This is a genomic window from Vibrio sp. DNB22_10_4, assembly GCF_052879755.1.
On the sequence record NZ_JBNNXW010000017.1, the window covers coordinates 30,797 to 47,018 of the forward strand.

Here is a 16,222-nt window from a genome sequence, read left to right on the forward strand (position 1 = left end):
TGCACATTATTGCTTCGTTTTCGCTTCATATTGAGTCTGAGTAATGAGTCATCATCCCGTTGAGAGCAAGCCTGCTAAAGTAGAATCCACCTCGTCCAGTGACTCTGGGCAAAAGAAAGCCCATCACATGAAAGACAGCGCCAGTCGTTTACGTGCGATTGCCGAATCTCATTACCTCGATGCCCTTATCCGTGAGGAAACGCCAAGCCAATCATTATTTGAACGAGCCATGCTGCGTGAAAAACAAGGCAAAGAGCAGCGCCAGAAGAACCTGGAGCAGATCATCAAAGCAGCAATGGCAGCGTGCAAGAACGAAGTGGCGGGAGAACCTGATTTTGACTGGTTAGTACGCTATTTTGATATGGCGAAAGAGATCCACAACTCGTCGATGCAAAAGCTTTGGGCTCAAGTGCTAAAACGCGAAATCACCAATCCCGGTGCCACTTCGATGAAGGCACTTAAAACGCTTAGGGACATGACCCCTAAAGAAGCGCAAACTCTACAAAGAGCCTCTTCATTGGCTTGCAGCTTTGGGACAGATAGCAGTCGTAAGTTGCTGCTGGGCATTAAACATCAAACAGGGTTATTCAGCTTTTCTCGTCGCGAGAGTGTGGATGAATTGAGTTTAGGCGAGTATCAATTGCCATATTCTAGCATTCTGCTGTTGGTCGAGTTAGGTGTATTGCTGGCAACAGAGCTTGAATCAGGAGAGATCAGTAAAGATGCGCCCTTAAAGCTAACCTATCAAGGCCAAGAAATGACGCTCGCAGCGAAAACCAAAGGCATCACGTTGACCTACTACCGCTTTACGCCGACCGGCAATGAGCTATGTCAATTGCTTGGTCATCGCAGCAACGCTCAATATCAGGAGCAATTGGTGGCGCTGCTGAATCGAAAATTTGTGGTCAAAGGTGAGCTGCCAACCTCTTTTCATCATACGGTATAGCAGCCCTATTGATTAGCTGATGACTTGCTTAGCCTTGAGTATCGCGAAACATTGCTCCACCAGCTCGGCGACGGCATAGTCGCCGGCTTTAAGATGGATCTCAGGGTTAAGCGGCGCTTCGTACTCAGAGTCGATACCGGTAAAGTTAGGGATCTCGCCAGCACGCGCTTTCTTGTACAGTCCTTTTGGATCGCGTGATTCGCACACCGCTAAGCTCGCATCGACAAACACTTCCATAAACTCGCCGTCCGGTAGCAACTCGCGAACCAAAGCTCGCTCTTCTCGATGTGGAGAGATAAATGCAGAGAGGACAATCAGGCCAGCGTCCGCCATTAACTTAGCCAGCTCACCAACACGGCGAATATTCTCACGTCGGTCTTGCTCCGAGAAACCTAGATCGCGGCAAAGACCGTGTCTGACGTTATCACCGTCTAACAAATAGGTATGGTAGCCACGAGTTGCTAGTTCTGTTTCGAGCGCCCCAGCAACGGTGGATTTGCCTGCCCCCGATAAGCCAGTAAACCACAGCACTACAGGCTGCTGTTTTTTCAATTCAGCACGCTCTGACTTGGTCACTACATGTTGATGCCAAATCACGTTTTCATCTTTTTCGATAGTGTCAGAGGCTTGTACAGTATTCGACATAACTCGTCCTTAGGTAACGCCGTTAAAAAGGAAAAAAGTAAGGGATAAGAGTGAGCACCAACACCGAGTAAACGATGGAGATGGGAATGCCAATCCGCATGTAATCTTTAAGCTGATAATTACCCACGCTATACACCAATAGGTTGGTTTGATAGCCGTAAGGAGACACAAAGCTTGCGCTCGCCCCGAACAGCACTGCCATGATAAACGGCATAGGATCGACGCCATAGGCGACCGACATGCTGTAGCCAATCGGAAAAGCCAGTGCCGCGGCGGCATTGTTAGTAATCAACTCGGTCAGTAAAAGTGTTACTAAGTAAGTGGCCACTAACGCGCCAAATACTCCCCAGCCATTGAACATCTCGATGAACATGTCACCCATACGCTCAGAAAGGCCGGTTGAAATCATCAGTTGAGCAATGGAAAGTGCTGAGCCGACAATCACCACAATATCAGTTGGGAAGCGGCGACGCAGCTCTCCTAAATTAACGATACCAAACGCCAATACCGCTATCAGATACAGTGCAAGCCCTTTGATGATAGGCAGCACGTTAGTAAGTGCTAACGCTATGACCGCAACAAAGCCAAACAGAACATAGCTAGACTTCGCTAGATCAAGCTTGGCACTGGAATCTAAATCGTTGACCAGTACGAACTCTTTGCGATGCTGACGACGAAGTGCCTCAAAGCGTTTACCCGGAGCGAGTACTAACGTATCACCCGCTTGCAGTGTGATGTTACCTAGTCCACCTTCCAAGCGTTCATGACCGCGACGAATCGCCACGACCACCGCATCAAAGCGATCTCGAAACTGACTCGACTTGAGGGTGTTATTACAGAACGTCGCCGACGAACTCACCACCACTTCCAGTAGATTCTGCCCATTAAGATGATGCTGGCCAAAAAAAGTTAAGCCGGTAATTTCTTGTAGCGTCGCGACACTTTCCACATCACCGCAAAACAGCAAACGGTCTTTGGCTTCTAATACAAAGTCAGGACCAACCGATGCCAATGTTTGGCCATCTCGAACCACTTCGGCAAGGAACAGCTTTCGCAGTGCTCTAAGGTTATTTTCGGCGATACTACGTCCCACCAATGGTGAACCAGGTTCCACTCGTGCTTCTAAGAAATACGGTAGATCATCTTGGTTAGTGTCATCGTAGTTCGGTAAGAAATAGCTAAGCGGTATGAGCACCAGCACGCCACCGAGCAATACACTCAAACCAATCCAAGTTGGCTCGAAAAAACCTAAACTCGGTAAGCCTACATCCTCAACAAAGCTATTGATAATGAGGTTGGTTGAGGTACCAATCAGCGTCAGTGTGCCACCGAGAATGGCGGCATAAGATAGCGGGATAAGTAACTTGGATGGTGCGTGGCGTTGATTGCGCTTGATAGCACCAATTAACGAGACAACCACCGCCGTGTTGTTAGTGAACGAGGAAAGCAGTGCGGTCGAGATACCCAGTTTAGCGACAACTGCCCCTAAACGCCCAGTCGCAATAGAGCGGCTAACCCAGCTAATTAAGCGTGTTTTCTCTAGCGCTGCTGAGGATAAAATCAGCAACACAAGTGTCAGCAGTGATGAGTTGGTGAAATTGCTCGCAACCGCATTGATATCTATCATGCCAGCAATAAACGCCAAAAACGCAGCGCCTGCAAAAATAAGGCTCGGTTTGATCTGGGTTGCTATCAAGCAAGTGATGATGGACATCAGTAAAGCTAGCACCACTCCTTGTTCCCACATCATCCTATTCCTTAAGTAAAGTCACTGCGTTGTTATTATGGGCTCTAGCGATAGTTAAAGCCCATGGTTACGGTTGTATTGCGGCGATTATATTTTTGCGTCCCACTCAGGGAAGTGCTTCATGATCAGAGCTTTAAGCTCTTTCTCAAAGGCACCCATACGCTCTTGCGGTGAACGCTGCTCTTCCGCCAAAGCTTCACGAACTAGGCCGGCACCCACTGTCACGTTAGTGAGGCGATCAATAACAATAAAACCACCGGTATCTTGAACCGAATCGTAGCTATCAATGGCTACAGCCTCCGTCAGTGACCACTCACACAAACCAATGCCGTTTAACGGCAATGAGTCTGCCTTAAACGATTTCAGCGAGTTGATGTCGTACTGATGGCGAATCGCATCTAACTGACCCTGCGTTTGCTTACCCGCAATCTTGATGTCGTAGCTGCGACCTGCTGCTAGTGGTTCATCCGTCATCCATACCATATCCGCCAGTAGACGATTTGATGACGCAACACGTGCGTCTTGCTTAACAATCAAGTCACCACGGCTGATATCAATTTCGTCGGTCAGCGTTAACGTCACCGCTTGACCAGCAAATGCGCTTGGCAAATCACCATCGAAGGTCACAATACGCTCAACTTTAGAAGTCTTACCGGACGGCAATGCTTTAATTTCATCGCCAACGCGGATTTCACCGGAGCCAATGGTGCCGGAAAAACCGCGGAAATCGAGGTTTGGTCGGTTAACGTACTGAACTGGGAAGCGGAACTCGCCTTGCTGTTTGCCTTGGTCGATGTCTACTTTCTCAAGTAGATCAAGCAAAGACTCACCTTGATACCAGCCCATCTTGTCACTCAGATCCACGACATTATCACCCTCTAGGGCAGAGATCGGGATCATCTGAATGTCGATGTCTTTGCCTAGATTTTCAGAGAAAGTCAGATACTCATCGCGGATCTCTTCATAGCGCTGCTGGGAGTAATCGACCAAATCCATCTTGTTCACCGCAACAATAAAGTGCTTTAAACCAAGTAGACTGGAGATAAACGAGTGACGACGAGTTTGATCGAGCACGCCTTTACGTGCATCAATCAAGATCACCGCAAGATCACACGTCGATGCGCCTGTTGCCATGTTTCGCGTGTACTGCTCATGTCCTGGAGTATCAGCAATAATGAATTTACGTTTTTGGGTCGAGAAGTAGCGGTATGCCACATCAATCGTGATCCCTTGTTCACGCTCTGCCTGCAAGCCATCGACAAGCAAGGCTAAGTCTGGCTTTTCACCGGTCGTACCAACACGTTGGCTGTCTGAGTGAACGGCCGCCAGTTGATCTTCATAAATTTGTTTCGAGTCGTGGAGCAAGCGACCAATTAAGGTACTTTTACCATCATCAACTGAGCCACAGGTTAGGAATCGAAGTAACGATTTGTACTGGTGCTGACTCAGGTAACCTTCAATACCGAGCTCGGCAAGTTGTGCTTCTACTGCGCTGTTCATAATCTGTTCCTTCGATCCTTAAAAGTATCCTTGACGTTTCTTAAGCTCCATCGATCCTGACTGATCGTGGTCGATCGCTCGTCCTTGTCTCTCACTGGACGTTGCGACAAGCATCTCTTCAATAATCCCTGTGAGCGTGGTCGCTTCCGACTCGATAGCACCAGTCAATGGGTAACAACCGAGCGTTCTAAAGCGCACACTCTTGTGTTCAACCGTTTCATCCGGACCGATCTCCATGCGGTCATCATCCACCATGATCAACATGCCATCGCGCTCTACCACTGGACGCGGTGCTGCAAGATACAGAGGCACGATTTCAATGCCTTCTAGCAAGATGTATTGCCAGATATCGAGCTCAGTCCAGTTAGAGAGTGGGAACACACGGATGCTCTCACCTTTGTTGATTTGGCCGTTGTAGGTTTTCCACAACTCTGGACGCTGGTTCTTCGGATCCCACGTATGGTTCTTGTCGCGGAATGAGTAAACACGCTCTTTGGCACGAGATTTCTCTTCATCACGGCGTGCACCACCGAATGCTGCATCAAAACCGTACTTGTTGAGCGCCTGTTTCAGACCTTGCGTTTTCATAATATCGGTATGCTTAGATGAGCCATGCACAAACGGGCTACAGCCCATGGCTAGACCTTCTGGGTTCTTGTGCACCAAAAGCTCGAATCCGTAGTTCTTTGCTGTACGGTCGCGAAATTCAATCATCTCTTTGAACTTCCAATCGGTATCAACGTGCAGTAATGGGAATGGGATCTTACCTGGGTAAAATGCCTTACGCGCTAAATGCAGCATCACCGACGAGTCTTTACCGATCGAGTACATCATGACGGGATTATCAAATTCCGCCGCGACTTCGCGGATGATGTGAATACTTTCCGCTTCCAACTGTTTAAGGTGTGTGAGTCTTTCTTGGTCCATGAGTTGTGCTTCCTTTGTTCATGTTGACGTGACTTGGCCAACACACGACTGATTTAGAATATGAGTGAGCTATCCTCTTAGGGATTAAGCTCTAATACTTTGTAGTGTTTCGATTTGGCTTGGCTGCACACTATCTTCACCAAACCAAGAGAGTTCATCGGCCAACGAGACCACTTCGCCGACAACAATCAGTGATGGCGACTGCGCATCTTTGGCCATCTCCGGTAGAGTCGCCAAAGTGCCACGTAAGACCTTTTGGGTTACCTGTGTCCCGCGCTCAATAATCGCAACAGGTACGCTAGAGCTACGGCCATGTTCAATAAGTTGCGACTGGATATAGTCAGATTTCATTAGCCCCATATAGATAACGAGAGTCTGATTGCCACGCGCCAACGTGGACCAATCCATGTCATCGCTATCCGGTTTTAGGTGCCCAGTAACAAACAACGCCGATTGCGCGTAGTCTCGATGAGTCAGAGGGATACCCGCATAAGCAGTCGCACCAGCGGCTGCGGTAATGCCCGGTACGACTTGGAATCGAATGCCGGCTGTAGCAAGAACTTGCAGCTCTTCACCACCACGACCAAATACGAACGGATCGCCACCTTTAATACGAACGACTTTATGACCGCTCTGGGCAAACTCGACCAACAGTTGATTGGTTTTTTCTTGAGGAACGCTGTGATGACCGGCTCTTTTACCCACACAAACTAAAATAGTACTATCTGGTACCAGCGCCATAATTTCTTCAGAAACAAGATAGTCATAGAGGACAACGTCAGCTTGTTGCAGCAGGTTTAATGCTTTTATGGTCAGTAGTTCAGGATCACCAGGACCGGCTCCGATTAAAGCCACCTCGCCTTTATTGAGCTGTGATTTAGCCAGCCTAGGCTTATCGTGGCTGCTAACCAAAGTGGGTGTGGTTCCCTTGCCCGGCTGGTTAGTAAAAGTTGGGTTCATAATGGCAATCCTTCGCATATCGAATGATGGCATTATGACCACTCGCCTATATTACTGGAAATTCTAAAATTTCATTTTTTATTCCAAAAGCCACTAAAGAAGCTATTTAGCCTGAAAATATGTACAGATTTCGAGCTAACTCGCCGCATTGAACCTCTATCAGTTGTAGTCTTACTGATAAAGGTGAGAGATCGGTATCATAACCCCAGCAAGTAACAAATACAGATCACACTTTTATAGTCATAGAAACATTTATTACATCACAAATTGATACACTTAACGCGTTTTTGAATCACCCTCGAATTAGAAGGATATGAAGATGAAAGTGGCAGTGAACCCCATTTCTATCGCTGTGCTAGGCGGTATGCTAGCAATGGCAGGCCCAGCAATGGCTGACGAGATCAAGTTAAGAATTATCGAAACGACGGACATTCACACCAATGTCATGGATTATGACTACTACAAGGATAAGCCGTCCCAGAAAATCGGCTTGGCTCGTGCTGCTACTTTGGTGAAAGAAGCTCGAGGTGAGGTAACGAACAGCGTATTGGTGGACAACGGTGACCTACTTCAAGGTAGCCCGATGGGTGACTACATGGCATCGAAAGGTATCAAGCCAGGTGAAATCCACCCTGTTTATAAAGCGATGAACCAGCTTGATTACGATGTAGGTAACATTGGTAACCACGAGTTTAACTACGGCCTTGAGTTCCTTAAAACCTCATTGGAAGGCGCTAACTTCCCTTACATCAGCGCTAACGTATTTGACAAAAAAACCGGTGACCACTACTTCAAGCCGTACCTGATCAAAACTCATACGTTCAAAGACATCGATGGCAATGCACATGAAGTTAAAGTAGGTTATATCGGCTTTGTACCACCACAAATCATGGTTTGGGATAAGAAAAACCTCGAAGGCAAAGTGTTTGCTGAAGACATCAAAGCTTCAGCTGAAAAGCTTGTGCCACAGATGAAGAAAGAAGGTGCGGACATTATCGTTGCAATCCCGCACTCAGGTGTTTCAAGCGATCCGTATAAAGCGGGCGCAGAGAACTCGACGTACTACCTTTCTGAAGTAGAAGGCATCGATGCGATTGCGTTTGGTCACTCTCATGCGGTCTTCCCTGGCAAAGGTTTTGACAATATCCAAGGCGTCGATAATAAAAAAGGCACCATCAATGGTGTTGCAGCCGTGATGCCAGGACGCTGGGGTAGCCACGTTGGTGTCATGGATCTTGTGCTTGAGCAAGACGGTGACAGCTGGAAAGTAGCTGACGCACAAACAGAAGCTCGTCCAATCTTCGATGCAGCTAACAAAAAGCCAATTGCTGAAGCAGATCAAGGTATTGTCAACGCGGTTAAAGGCGACCACAGTGCGACACGTGATTTCGTTAACCAACCGATTGGTAAAGCGAATGACGTGATGTACAGCTTCTTAGCGCTGGTTCAAGATGATCCTACGGTACAGATCGTTAACCTTGCGCAAAAAGATTATGTTGAAACCATGATCGAAGGCGATCCTGATCTTGATGGCCTACCAGTGCTATCAGCCGCTGCGCCATTTAAAGCCGGCGGCCGCAAGAACGATCCTGCTAACTTTACCGAAGTAGAATCGGGTCAACTTACATTCCGTAACGCAGCCGACCTATACCTATACCCAAATACGCTCGTAGCATTGAAAGTATCGGGTAAAGAAGTGAAGGAATGGTTGGAGTGTTCTGCGGGTCAGTTTAAACAAATCGATGCGAACTCTAACAAGCCACAATCATTGATCGATTGGGACGGTTTCCGCACCTACAACTTTGATGTGATGGATGGTGTTGAGTATCAAATCGATGTCACTAAACCAGCCCGTTATGACGGCAACTGTAAACTACTGGATGAAGGCAGCGAGCGTATCGTTGGCCTGACTTATAACGGTAAACCAATCGACATGAAGCAAACCTTTATCATTGCGACCAACAACTACCGTGCATACAGCAACAAGTTCCCTGGTACAGGTAGCGAGTTTATCGCGTTTGATTCTCCAGATGAAAACCGCTCTATCGTTGCTAACTACATTTCAAAAGTAAGTAAAGAGAAAGGCGAAGTCACGCCAAGTGCGGACAACAACTGGTCATTTGCTCCAATTAGTACAAGCGCTAAGCTGGACGTGCGTTTTGAAACCTCTCCATCAGAGAAAGCGGCGCAATTTATCAGCGACAAAGGTCAATACCCAATGAAAAAGGTAGCGACTGACGATGTTGGCTTCGCCGTTTACCAGATCGACTTGCAGAAATAAGGTGATCTAAATTTAGTATTGCCTTAGTGAATCTAGCCACGTGTAATGCGTGGCTTTTTTATTGGCCTCGGTTTAGTCTAAGAATGATTAGCCGTTGATAGCAATAAAGAGAAGTACATCATGATTATCTGGAAGACAAAAACGTTCACTGAACTCAACACGACTGAGCTATATGAGTTGATCAAACTGCGCGTCGACGTCTTTGTGGTTGAACAAACCTGCCCTTATCCAGAACTGGATAACAAAGACCAAGTTGAAGGCGTACACCATCTACTAGGCTACCAAGGGAGTGAACTCGTCGCCTGTGCGCGACTGCTACCGAAAGGGACCACCTACGATCAAGTGAGTATTGGCCGTGTCGCGACAAAGCAGACGCATAGAGGGGGCGGTTTGGGTCATGACTTAATGCTGCAAGCAAAACTCGAGTGTGAGCGTCTGTGGCCCAATGAGAGCATCCAAATCGGTGCGCAATCTCACTTACAAGGCTACTACTCAAAACATGGCTTTAGTGCCTGCTCAGATGAATACCTAGAAGACGATATCCCTCATATTGACATGAGGCTTCTCAAATAACGGTCACTTAAACAACAAAGACTTGGACTAAAAAAGGGGCTTGCGCGCCCCTTCTTGTCTCTATTTATTTACTGCGACCAAATCCGCCATCAGACAAACGGAAGAACATGATAGACTGGTCTCCACGCTCAATCTGTAAGATATCTAAACTACCTTCTTCATTGAACTTGAATCGAATTAGCTGACCTTGCTTTATTCGGCTTAGTGGTTTGTCACTGCCTTCAATGCGTGCCAGCGCATTCAAGTCTGCCATCGGCAATTGGTTAGTGCGGAATACGCGCGCGAGCGTGTCACCCTTTTTCACCGTGTACTCACGCCAATCCGTTTCAACTGGCTCTTCCACGTTAACCTGCGACGACTGCTCACTCAATGGCGCGGTATTGACGCTGACCGCGACTCGTTGATTGGTAGGTGTTACTTGAGGCGCCTCGGCCTTTTGACCAGGCAGAAGCATCAATACAATAACAACAGGAATGAGAACGCTCAAAACCCTTCTGTGTAGACGCGGCAAACGATGCCATAGCGCCTTAGCCTTATCACGTATCGCAGACAGTCGAGACAAGTCGATTTGCTTTAGACGCGATAAATCCAGCGCTTGCCATTTATCTTTCAGCACTTGAACGTGGTCAACTTTCTGCTTTTTACGGTGACGACGATTCATTCCCATTGGTCTCCTACTACACAACCGTCTCAGTTTAAGAAAACCTGCGTTCAGAGTATAGAAAAATCGCAGGTCTGCTAATTTATAACCGCCTAATGTCACAAGTTTAACAACCAAAACGAATTAATTAGTAAAAGTTGGTTAGAGCGTTTCGGTTTAAAGTCAGAACTGGTATGCTTTCGTCTTCATTCGAATAGCAAGAGAGACCGTCATGTCTGACGTGAAATTAGAAACTGTAGAACAGAAAGCAAGCTATGGTATTGGTCTACAAATGGGCCAACAACTAGCAGGTAGCGGCCTAGAAGGTCTAAACGTAGATGCAATCGCTAAAGGTATTGCAACTGCACTAACTGGTGACATGCCAGAGATCGAAATTGACGAGATCAACAACGCACTGCAAGAGCTACACACTCGCGCAGAAGCACTACGTCAAGAAGCAGCAAAAGCAGCTGCAGCTGACGGCGAAGCATTCCTAAAAGATAACGCACTTCGTTCAGAAGTAACGGTTCTTGAGTCTGGTCTTCAATACGAAGTCATCACTGAAGGTACTGGCGAAATCCCATCTGCAGACAAAACTGTACGTGTTCACTACCACGGTGAGCTAACAGACGGTACTGTATTCGACAGCTCTGTATCTCGCGGTCAACCAGCTGAGTTCCCAGTAACTGGCGTAATCAAAGGCTGGGTTGAAGCTCTTCAACTGATGCCTGTAGGTTCTAAGTGGAAACTGTACATTCCTCAAGACCTAGCATACGGTGAGCGCGGCGCAGGTGCAGCGATTCCTCCGTTTGCAGCACTAGTATTCGAAGTTGAGCTACTAGACATCATCGCTTAATCTCAGCTCTGATACTCTATTTTTAAAAGCAGTGACTCGTCACTGCTTTTTTATTGTCTAACCTTAATGGGATAGACAATAAAATGGACGATATCATGAGAACTCTTCTAACCCTTTCTACGGCACTACTAATTTCAGCACCAACTCACGCTGCACTTAATCTCTCTGGCGTATCCGCTGACGATGCAAACAGTTTACTTTCTAGTGCAAACTCGATGATGAACGCAAAAGACTCGCCAGTCGTGAATGACTTAGTCGACAAACTTTCTGTTTCCCCTGAACAAGCGACAACTGGCGTAGGCGCGCTTCTCTCTCTTGCGCAGAGTTCACTAGGTTCAGATCAGCAAAATGAGCTAAGCTCACTGATTCCTGGAATGGACGCGTTAACTAGCTCCGGTCTTCTATCTTCAATACAAGATATGGACAGTGTAAAAAGTGCTTTCTCATCAGTGGGTCTAGACCCTGCAATGATTTCACAGTTCGCGCCTGTGGTATTGGAGTATCTGGGCTCACAAGGGGCAAGTTCAGGGTTGATGGATTCGCTGACATCACTTTGGCAGTGATAGGGGATGGGTACTTCTATTTACGATCGATGACTAAGATCGCAGATAGCAAAAAGCCGAGCATAAATGCTCGGCTTTTTTAGTTCTACGAACTTTACTGATTACTCAGCAGCAGCTTCTTCAGATGCTTCTGGGCGATCAACTAGCTCAATGTAAGCCATTGGAGCTTTATCGCCAGCACGGAAGCCAGCTTTTAGGATACGAGTGTAACCGCCCTGACGAGCAGCAAAACGTGGACCTAGTTCGTTGAATAGTTTCGCAACTACTTCGTTATCACGAGTACGTGCAAATGCTAGACGACGGTTAGCAACACTGTCAGTCTTAGCTAGTGTAATCAAAGGCTCAACTACGCGACGTAGCTCTTTTGCTTTAGGCAATGTAGTCTTGATTACTTCATGACGTACAAGAGAGCTAGCCATATTGCTGAACATCGCTTTGCGATGGCTGCTGTTGCGGTTGAGTTGACGACCACTCTTACGATGGCGCATGACCTAATCCTTCTAACTAGTATCGATTAATCTTCAGCGATAGACGCTGGTGGCCAGTTTTCTAGGCGCATACCCAGAGACAGACCACGTGATGCAAGTACGTCTTTAATCTCAGTAAGAGATTTTTTACCAAGGTTTGGCGTTTTAAGTAGCTCAACCTCAGTACGCTGTACAAGATCACCGATGTAGTGAATCGCTTCTGCTTTTAGACAGTTAGCAGAGCGAACTGTTAGTTCAAGATCGTCTACAGGACGCAGTAGAATAGGATCGAACTCCGGCTTCTCTTCCTTCTCCTCAGGAACACGTACATCACGAAGATCTACGAATGCATCCAATTGCTCAGCTAGGATAGTAGCTGCGCGACGGATTGCTTCCTCTGGTTCAAGAGTACCGTTCGTTTCCATATCGATAACGAGCTTGTCTAGGTCAGTACGTTGCTCAACACGTGCCGCTTCTACAGCGTAGGCAATTTTGTCTACTGGGCTGTAAGTCGCGTCAACTAGCAAACGACCGATTGGACGCTCATCTTCTTCAGTATGGATACGAGCTGAAGCTGGAACATAACCACGACCACGTTCTACTTTGATTCGCATAGAAATCTCAGCATTGTCATCCGTTAGGTGACAAATAACGTGTTCTGGGTTAGCGATCTCTACATCACCATCATGGGTGATGTCACCTGCAACAACAGGGCCTGAGCCTGACTTGTTAAGCGTAATAAACACTTCGTCTTTGCCCTCAGCAACGCGAACAGCTAGACCTTTCAGGTTAAGAAGAATCTCAAGGATATCTTCTTGTACACCTTCTTTAGTGCTGTACTCGTGCAGAACGCCTTCGATTTCAACTTCAGTCACTGCACAACCTGGCATTGACGAAAGCAAAATACGGCGAAGCGCATTACCTAGAGTGTGACCAAAGCCACGCTCTAATGGCTCAAGAGTTACTTTTGCGTGTGTCGTGCTAACTTGTTCGATGTCAACAAGACGTGGCTTAAGAAATTCTGTTACAGAACCCTGCATTGTGTCCTCTCTTTAGTTTAAACCTTACTTAGAGTAAAGCTCGACGATCAAGTGTTCGTTAATGTCAGCAGATAGATCTGAACGCTCAGGCATACGCTTGAATGTACCTTCCATCTTGCCAGCATCTACTTCAATCCAAGTTGGTTTTTCGCGTTGTTCAGCAACTTCTAGAGCCGCTTTAATACGAGCTTGCTGTTTAGCTTTCTCGCGGATAGAAACAACGTCGTTAGCCGTAATTTTGAATGAAGGAACGTTTACAACATTACCGTTAACTAGGATAGCTTTGTGGCTAACTAGCTGACGTGCTTCTGCGCGAGTTGCGCCAAAGCCCATGCGGTAAACTACGTTATCTAGACGACCTTCAAGAAGCTGAAGTAGGTTTTCACCAGTGTTGCCTTTAAGGCGAGCTGCTTCTTTGTAGTAGTTACGGAATTGTTTTTCTAGAACGCCGTAGATACGACGAACTTTTTGCTTCTCACGAAGCTGAACGCCATATTCAGATAGACGACCGCGACGAGCGCCGTGTACACCTGGTGCGTTATCGATTTTACACTTGGTATCGATCGCGCGTACGCCTGACTTAAGGAATAAGTCTGTACCTTCGCGACGGCTAAGCTTCAGCTTAGGACCCAAATATCTTGCCATGATTCTTCTCCAATTATCCTAGAAACGTTATACGCGACGTTTCTTAGGTGGACGACAACCGTTATGAGGGATTGGTGTCGCGTCAACGATGTTCGTGATGCGGAAACCAGCAGCGTTCAGTGCACGAACCGTAGATTCGCGACCTGGACCTGGACCCTTAACCATAACTTCCAAGTTCTTTAGACCGTATTCTTTAGCCATTTCAGCACAACGCTCAGCAGCAACCTGTGCAGCGAACGGAGTAGACTTACGAGAACCACGGAAACCTGAACCACCTGCAGTTGCCCATGCAAGAGCGTTACCTTGACGGTCAGTAATGGTTACGATTGTGTTATTGAAAGAAGCATGGATGTGCGCAACGCCATCTGCAACTTGCTTGCGTACGCGCTTACGAGCGCGAGTTGGTTGTTTAGCCATTGTACTCTACCTTCCCGATTATTTCTTGATCGGCTTACGCGGACCCTTACGGGTGCGAGCGTTGGTTTTAGTACGCTGTCCACGTAGTGGTAGACTGCGACGATGACGAAGACCACGGTAACAGCCAAGGTCCATAAGACGCTTGATGTTCATTGATACTTCACGACGTAGATCACCTTCTACAGTGTATTTAGCTACACCATCACGCAGTTGATCGATCTGCTCTTCAGTTAGTTCACTGATCTTAACATCTTCAGCAATACCCACTTCAGCTAGAATAGCTTGAGAGCGAGTTTTACCGATGCCGTAGATCGCAGTTAGTGCGATTACAGCGTGTTTTTGATCAGGAATGTTAATGCCTGCTATACGGGCCATTATTCACTCCTAGTGTTTCTTAAAAAGAATAGCCGCAGCAAAGCCCGTTATGGATACGCTGCGGAGTGCTACTTCTTTTGCACGCAAAAGGTAGGCCGAGGAATATACTCGACCATACCTTATATTTCAAGTAAAAATTTCTGCTTAATTAGCCTTGGCGCTGTTTGTGCTTTGGCTCACTGCTACAGATAACACGCACAACACCGTTGCGCTTGATAACTTTACAGTTACGGCAGATTTTTTTAACGGAAGCACGAACTTTCATTGCTAAACTCCGTAGATGAAATCTGAGACAATCGCCGAATTAACGGCCAACGCCTTTCAGATTTGCTTTCTTCAACACAGAATCATACTGTTGTGACATCAGATGAGTCTGTACCTGTGCCATAAAGTCCATAATAACTACCACTACGATAAGTAGTGAAGTACCGCCGAAGTAGAAACGTACGTTCCACGCGACCATCATGAACTCGGGAATCAGACAGATAAAGGTAATATATAGAGCACCTGCAAGGGTAAGTCTAGTCATTACTTTATCAATGTATTTCGCTGTCTGCTCACCTGGGCGGATGCCGGGTACGAATGCACCTGACTTCTTCAAGTTATCTGCTGTTTCACGCGGATTGAAAACAAGAGCCGTGTAGAAGAAACAGAAGAAAATAATCGCTGCTGCATAAAGCATTACATACAGCGGTTGACCTGGGCTAAGAGCCAATGACACGTCAGTTAACCAACCGAACGCGCTGCTCTCACCATTCTGACCAAACCACTGAGCCAGTGTTCCTGGGAACAGGATAATGCTTGAAGCAAAGATTGCTGGAATAACACCTGCCATGTTGATTTTCAACGGTAGGTGTGTGCTTTGTGCAGCGAAAACCTTACGGCCTTGTTGACGTTTAGCGTAGTTAACGACGATACGACGTTGACCACGTTCCATAAACACAACAAAGTAAATCACTGCGAAAGCGAGTACAGCAATCAACAACAGAAGAAGTACGTGCAGTTCACCTTGACGCGCTTGCTCGATTGTTTGACCGATTGCAGAAGGCAATCCAGCAACAATACCTGCAAAAATTAGAATGGAAATACCATTACCAATTCCACGCTCTGTAATTTGTTCACCTAACCACATTAGGAACATGGTACCAGTTACTAAACTTACGGTTGCAATTAGCGTAAACATGGTTTGGTTGATAACAACCAGATTATTGACCATGTTTGGAAGGCCAGTTGCGATACCTATTGCCTGGAATGTTGCAAGTACAAGCGTACCATAACGCGTATATTGGCTAATCTTACGACGCCCTGCCTCACCCTCTTTCTTGAGTTCGGCTAACGCTGGATGAACTACCGTTAGCAACTGGACAACAATCGACGCCGAAATATACGGCATGATGCCCAGTGCTAAAATAGATGCACGCTCTAATGCACCACCGGAGAACATGTTAAACATTTCTACGATGGTACCTTTTTGCTGTTCGAACAAATCGGCAAGTACAGCTGCGTCAATACCAGGGATCGGCACAAAAGAGCCGGCACGGAACACTAAAAGTGCGCCTATCACGAATAAAAGTCTAGACTTAAGTTCGTTTAAGCCATTCTTTGCACTACTAAAATCTTGTCCTGGTTTCTTAGCCATC

18 protein-coding genes are annotated in these 16,222 nt (G+C 46.8%); 5 read left to right on the forward strand and 13 right to left on the reverse strand.

Features of this window, described 5'->3' with window-relative positions:
- The first annotated feature begins 43 nt into the window (after positions 1-43).
- Entirely contained in the window at positions 44-946 is a 903-nt protein-coding gene (locus tag ACVA6Q_RS22165; RefSeq protein WP_353497261.1) for a TIGR03899 family protein, read from the forward strand.
- Positions 947-958: 12 nt separating this feature from the next.
- On the opposite strand, the gene cysC is transcribed toward ACVA6Q_RS22165, so the two are convergent.
- The 5 genes from cysC to cobA form a co-directional block, all read right to left on the reverse strand.
- Entirely contained in the window at positions 959-1,591 is a 633-nt protein-coding gene (gene cysC / locus ACVA6Q_RS22170) for an adenylyl-sulfate kinase (protein ID WP_353497262.1), read from the reverse strand.
- Positions 1,592-1,613: 22 nt separating this feature from the next.
- A complete protein-coding gene (locus tag ACVA6Q_RS22175) occupies positions 1,614-3,338 on the reverse strand; it encodes an SLC13 family permease (protein WP_446648967.1) in 1,725 nt (574 codons plus the stop codon).
- Between the two features lie 87 nt (positions 3,339-3,425).
- On the reverse strand, positions 3,426-4,838 hold the full coding sequence (gene cysN, locus ACVA6Q_RS22180; protein ID WP_446648960.1) for a sulfate adenylyltransferase subunit CysN: 1,413 nt from the start codon (positions 4,836-4,838) through the stop codon (positions 3,426-3,428).
- Between the two features lie 18 nt (positions 4,839-4,856).
- A complete protein-coding gene (gene cysD / locus ACVA6Q_RS22185; protein WP_042502781.1) occupies positions 4,857-5,765 on the reverse strand; it encodes a sulfate adenylyltransferase subunit CysD in 909 nt (302 codons plus the stop codon).
- Positions 5,766-5,849: 84 nt separating this feature from the next.
- Positions 5,850-6,725: a uroporphyrinogen-III C-methyltransferase gene (gene cobA, locus ACVA6Q_RS22190; RefSeq protein WP_446648961.1), complete on the reverse strand. Its 876-nt coding sequence runs from the start codon at positions 6,723-6,725 to the stop codon at positions 5,850-5,852.
- Between the two features lie 319 nt (positions 6,726-7,044).
- Between cobA and cpdB the strand changes: the two genes are divergently transcribed.
- Both cpdB and ACVA6Q_RS22200 read left to right on the forward strand, forming a co-directional pair.
- On the forward strand, positions 7,045-9,006 hold the full coding sequence (cpdB, locus tag ACVA6Q_RS22195; RefSeq protein ID WP_446648962.1) for a 2',3'-cyclic-nucleotide 2'-phosphodiesterase: 1,962 nt from the start codon (positions 7,045-7,047) through the stop codon (positions 9,004-9,006).
- Positions 9,007-9,126: 120 nt separating this feature from the next.
- The gene (locus tag ACVA6Q_RS22200) at positions 9,127-9,579 is read left to right on the forward strand and encodes a GNAT family N-acetyltransferase (protein WP_353497266.1); all 453 of its coding nucleotides are present in this window, start codon (positions 9,127-9,129) and stop codon (positions 9,577-9,579) included.
- Between the two features lie 64 nt (positions 9,580-9,643).
- Here ACVA6Q_RS22200 and ACVA6Q_RS22205 read toward each other — a convergent pair whose 3' ends face one another.
- Entirely contained in the window at positions 9,644-10,240 is a 597-nt protein-coding gene (locus ACVA6Q_RS22205) for a LysM-like peptidoglycan-binding domain-containing protein (RefSeq protein WP_353498737.1), read from the reverse strand.
- 211 nt (positions 10,241-10,451) lie between these two features.
- Between ACVA6Q_RS22205 and ACVA6Q_RS22210 the strand changes: the two genes are divergently transcribed.
- Together ACVA6Q_RS22210 and ACVA6Q_RS22215 are read left to right on the forward strand one after the other, a co-directional pair.
- On the forward strand, positions 10,452-11,075 hold the full coding sequence (locus ACVA6Q_RS22210; protein ID WP_042502775.1) for an FKBP-type peptidyl-prolyl cis-trans isomerase: 624 nt from the start codon (positions 10,452-10,454) through the stop codon (positions 11,073-11,075).
- A gap of 95 nt (positions 11,076-11,170) precedes the next feature.
- Positions 11,171-11,638 (forward strand): DUF2780 domain-containing protein, encoded by a 468-nt coding sequence (locus tag ACVA6Q_RS22215; protein ID WP_446648963.1) that lies wholly within the window; start codon positions 11,171-11,173, stop codon positions 11,636-11,638.
- A 101-nt stretch (positions 11,639-11,739) separates the two neighbouring features.
- Here ACVA6Q_RS22215 and rplQ read toward each other — a convergent pair whose 3' ends face one another.
- From rplQ to secY, 7 genes are all read right to left on the reverse strand, one after another.
- Complete coding sequence (rplQ, locus tag ACVA6Q_RS22220) at positions 11,740-12,126, reverse strand: 50S ribosomal protein L17 (RefSeq protein WP_031493230.1); 387 nt, start codon at positions 12,124-12,126, stop codon at positions 11,740-11,742.
- A gap of 26 nt (positions 12,127-12,152) precedes the next feature.
- On the reverse strand, positions 12,153-13,145 hold the full coding sequence (locus tag ACVA6Q_RS22225; protein WP_042478691.1) for a DNA-directed RNA polymerase subunit alpha: 993 nt from the start codon (positions 13,143-13,145) through the stop codon (positions 12,153-12,155).
- Between the two features lie 24 nt (positions 13,146-13,169).
- Complete coding sequence (rpsD, locus tag ACVA6Q_RS22230; RefSeq protein ID WP_042478689.1) at positions 13,170-13,790, reverse strand: 30S ribosomal protein S4; 621 nt, start codon at positions 13,788-13,790, stop codon at positions 13,170-13,172.
- Positions 13,791-13,817: 27 nt separating this feature from the next.
- Complete coding sequence (gene rpsK, locus ACVA6Q_RS22235; protein ID WP_001118870.1) at positions 13,818-14,207, reverse strand: 30S ribosomal protein S11; 390 nt, start codon at positions 14,205-14,207, stop codon at positions 13,818-13,820.
- Positions 14,208-14,225: 18 nt separating this feature from the next.
- Positions 14,226-14,582: a 30S ribosomal protein S13 gene (gene rpsM, locus ACVA6Q_RS22240; RefSeq protein WP_005450559.1), complete on the reverse strand. Its 357-nt coding sequence runs from the start codon at positions 14,580-14,582 to the stop codon at positions 14,226-14,228.
- 148 nt (positions 14,583-14,730) lie between these two features.
- Complete coding sequence (gene rpmJ, locus ACVA6Q_RS22245) at positions 14,731-14,847, reverse strand: 50S ribosomal protein L36 (RefSeq protein WP_042478686.1); 117 nt, start codon at positions 14,845-14,847, stop codon at positions 14,731-14,733.
- 39 nt (positions 14,848-14,886) lie between these two features.
- On the reverse strand, positions 14,887-16,221 hold the full coding sequence (gene secY, locus ACVA6Q_RS22250) for a preprotein translocase subunit SecY (RefSeq protein ID WP_338163374.1): 1,335 nt from the start codon (positions 16,219-16,221) through the stop codon (positions 14,887-14,889).
- Between the last annotated feature and the right edge of the window lies 1 nt (position 16,222).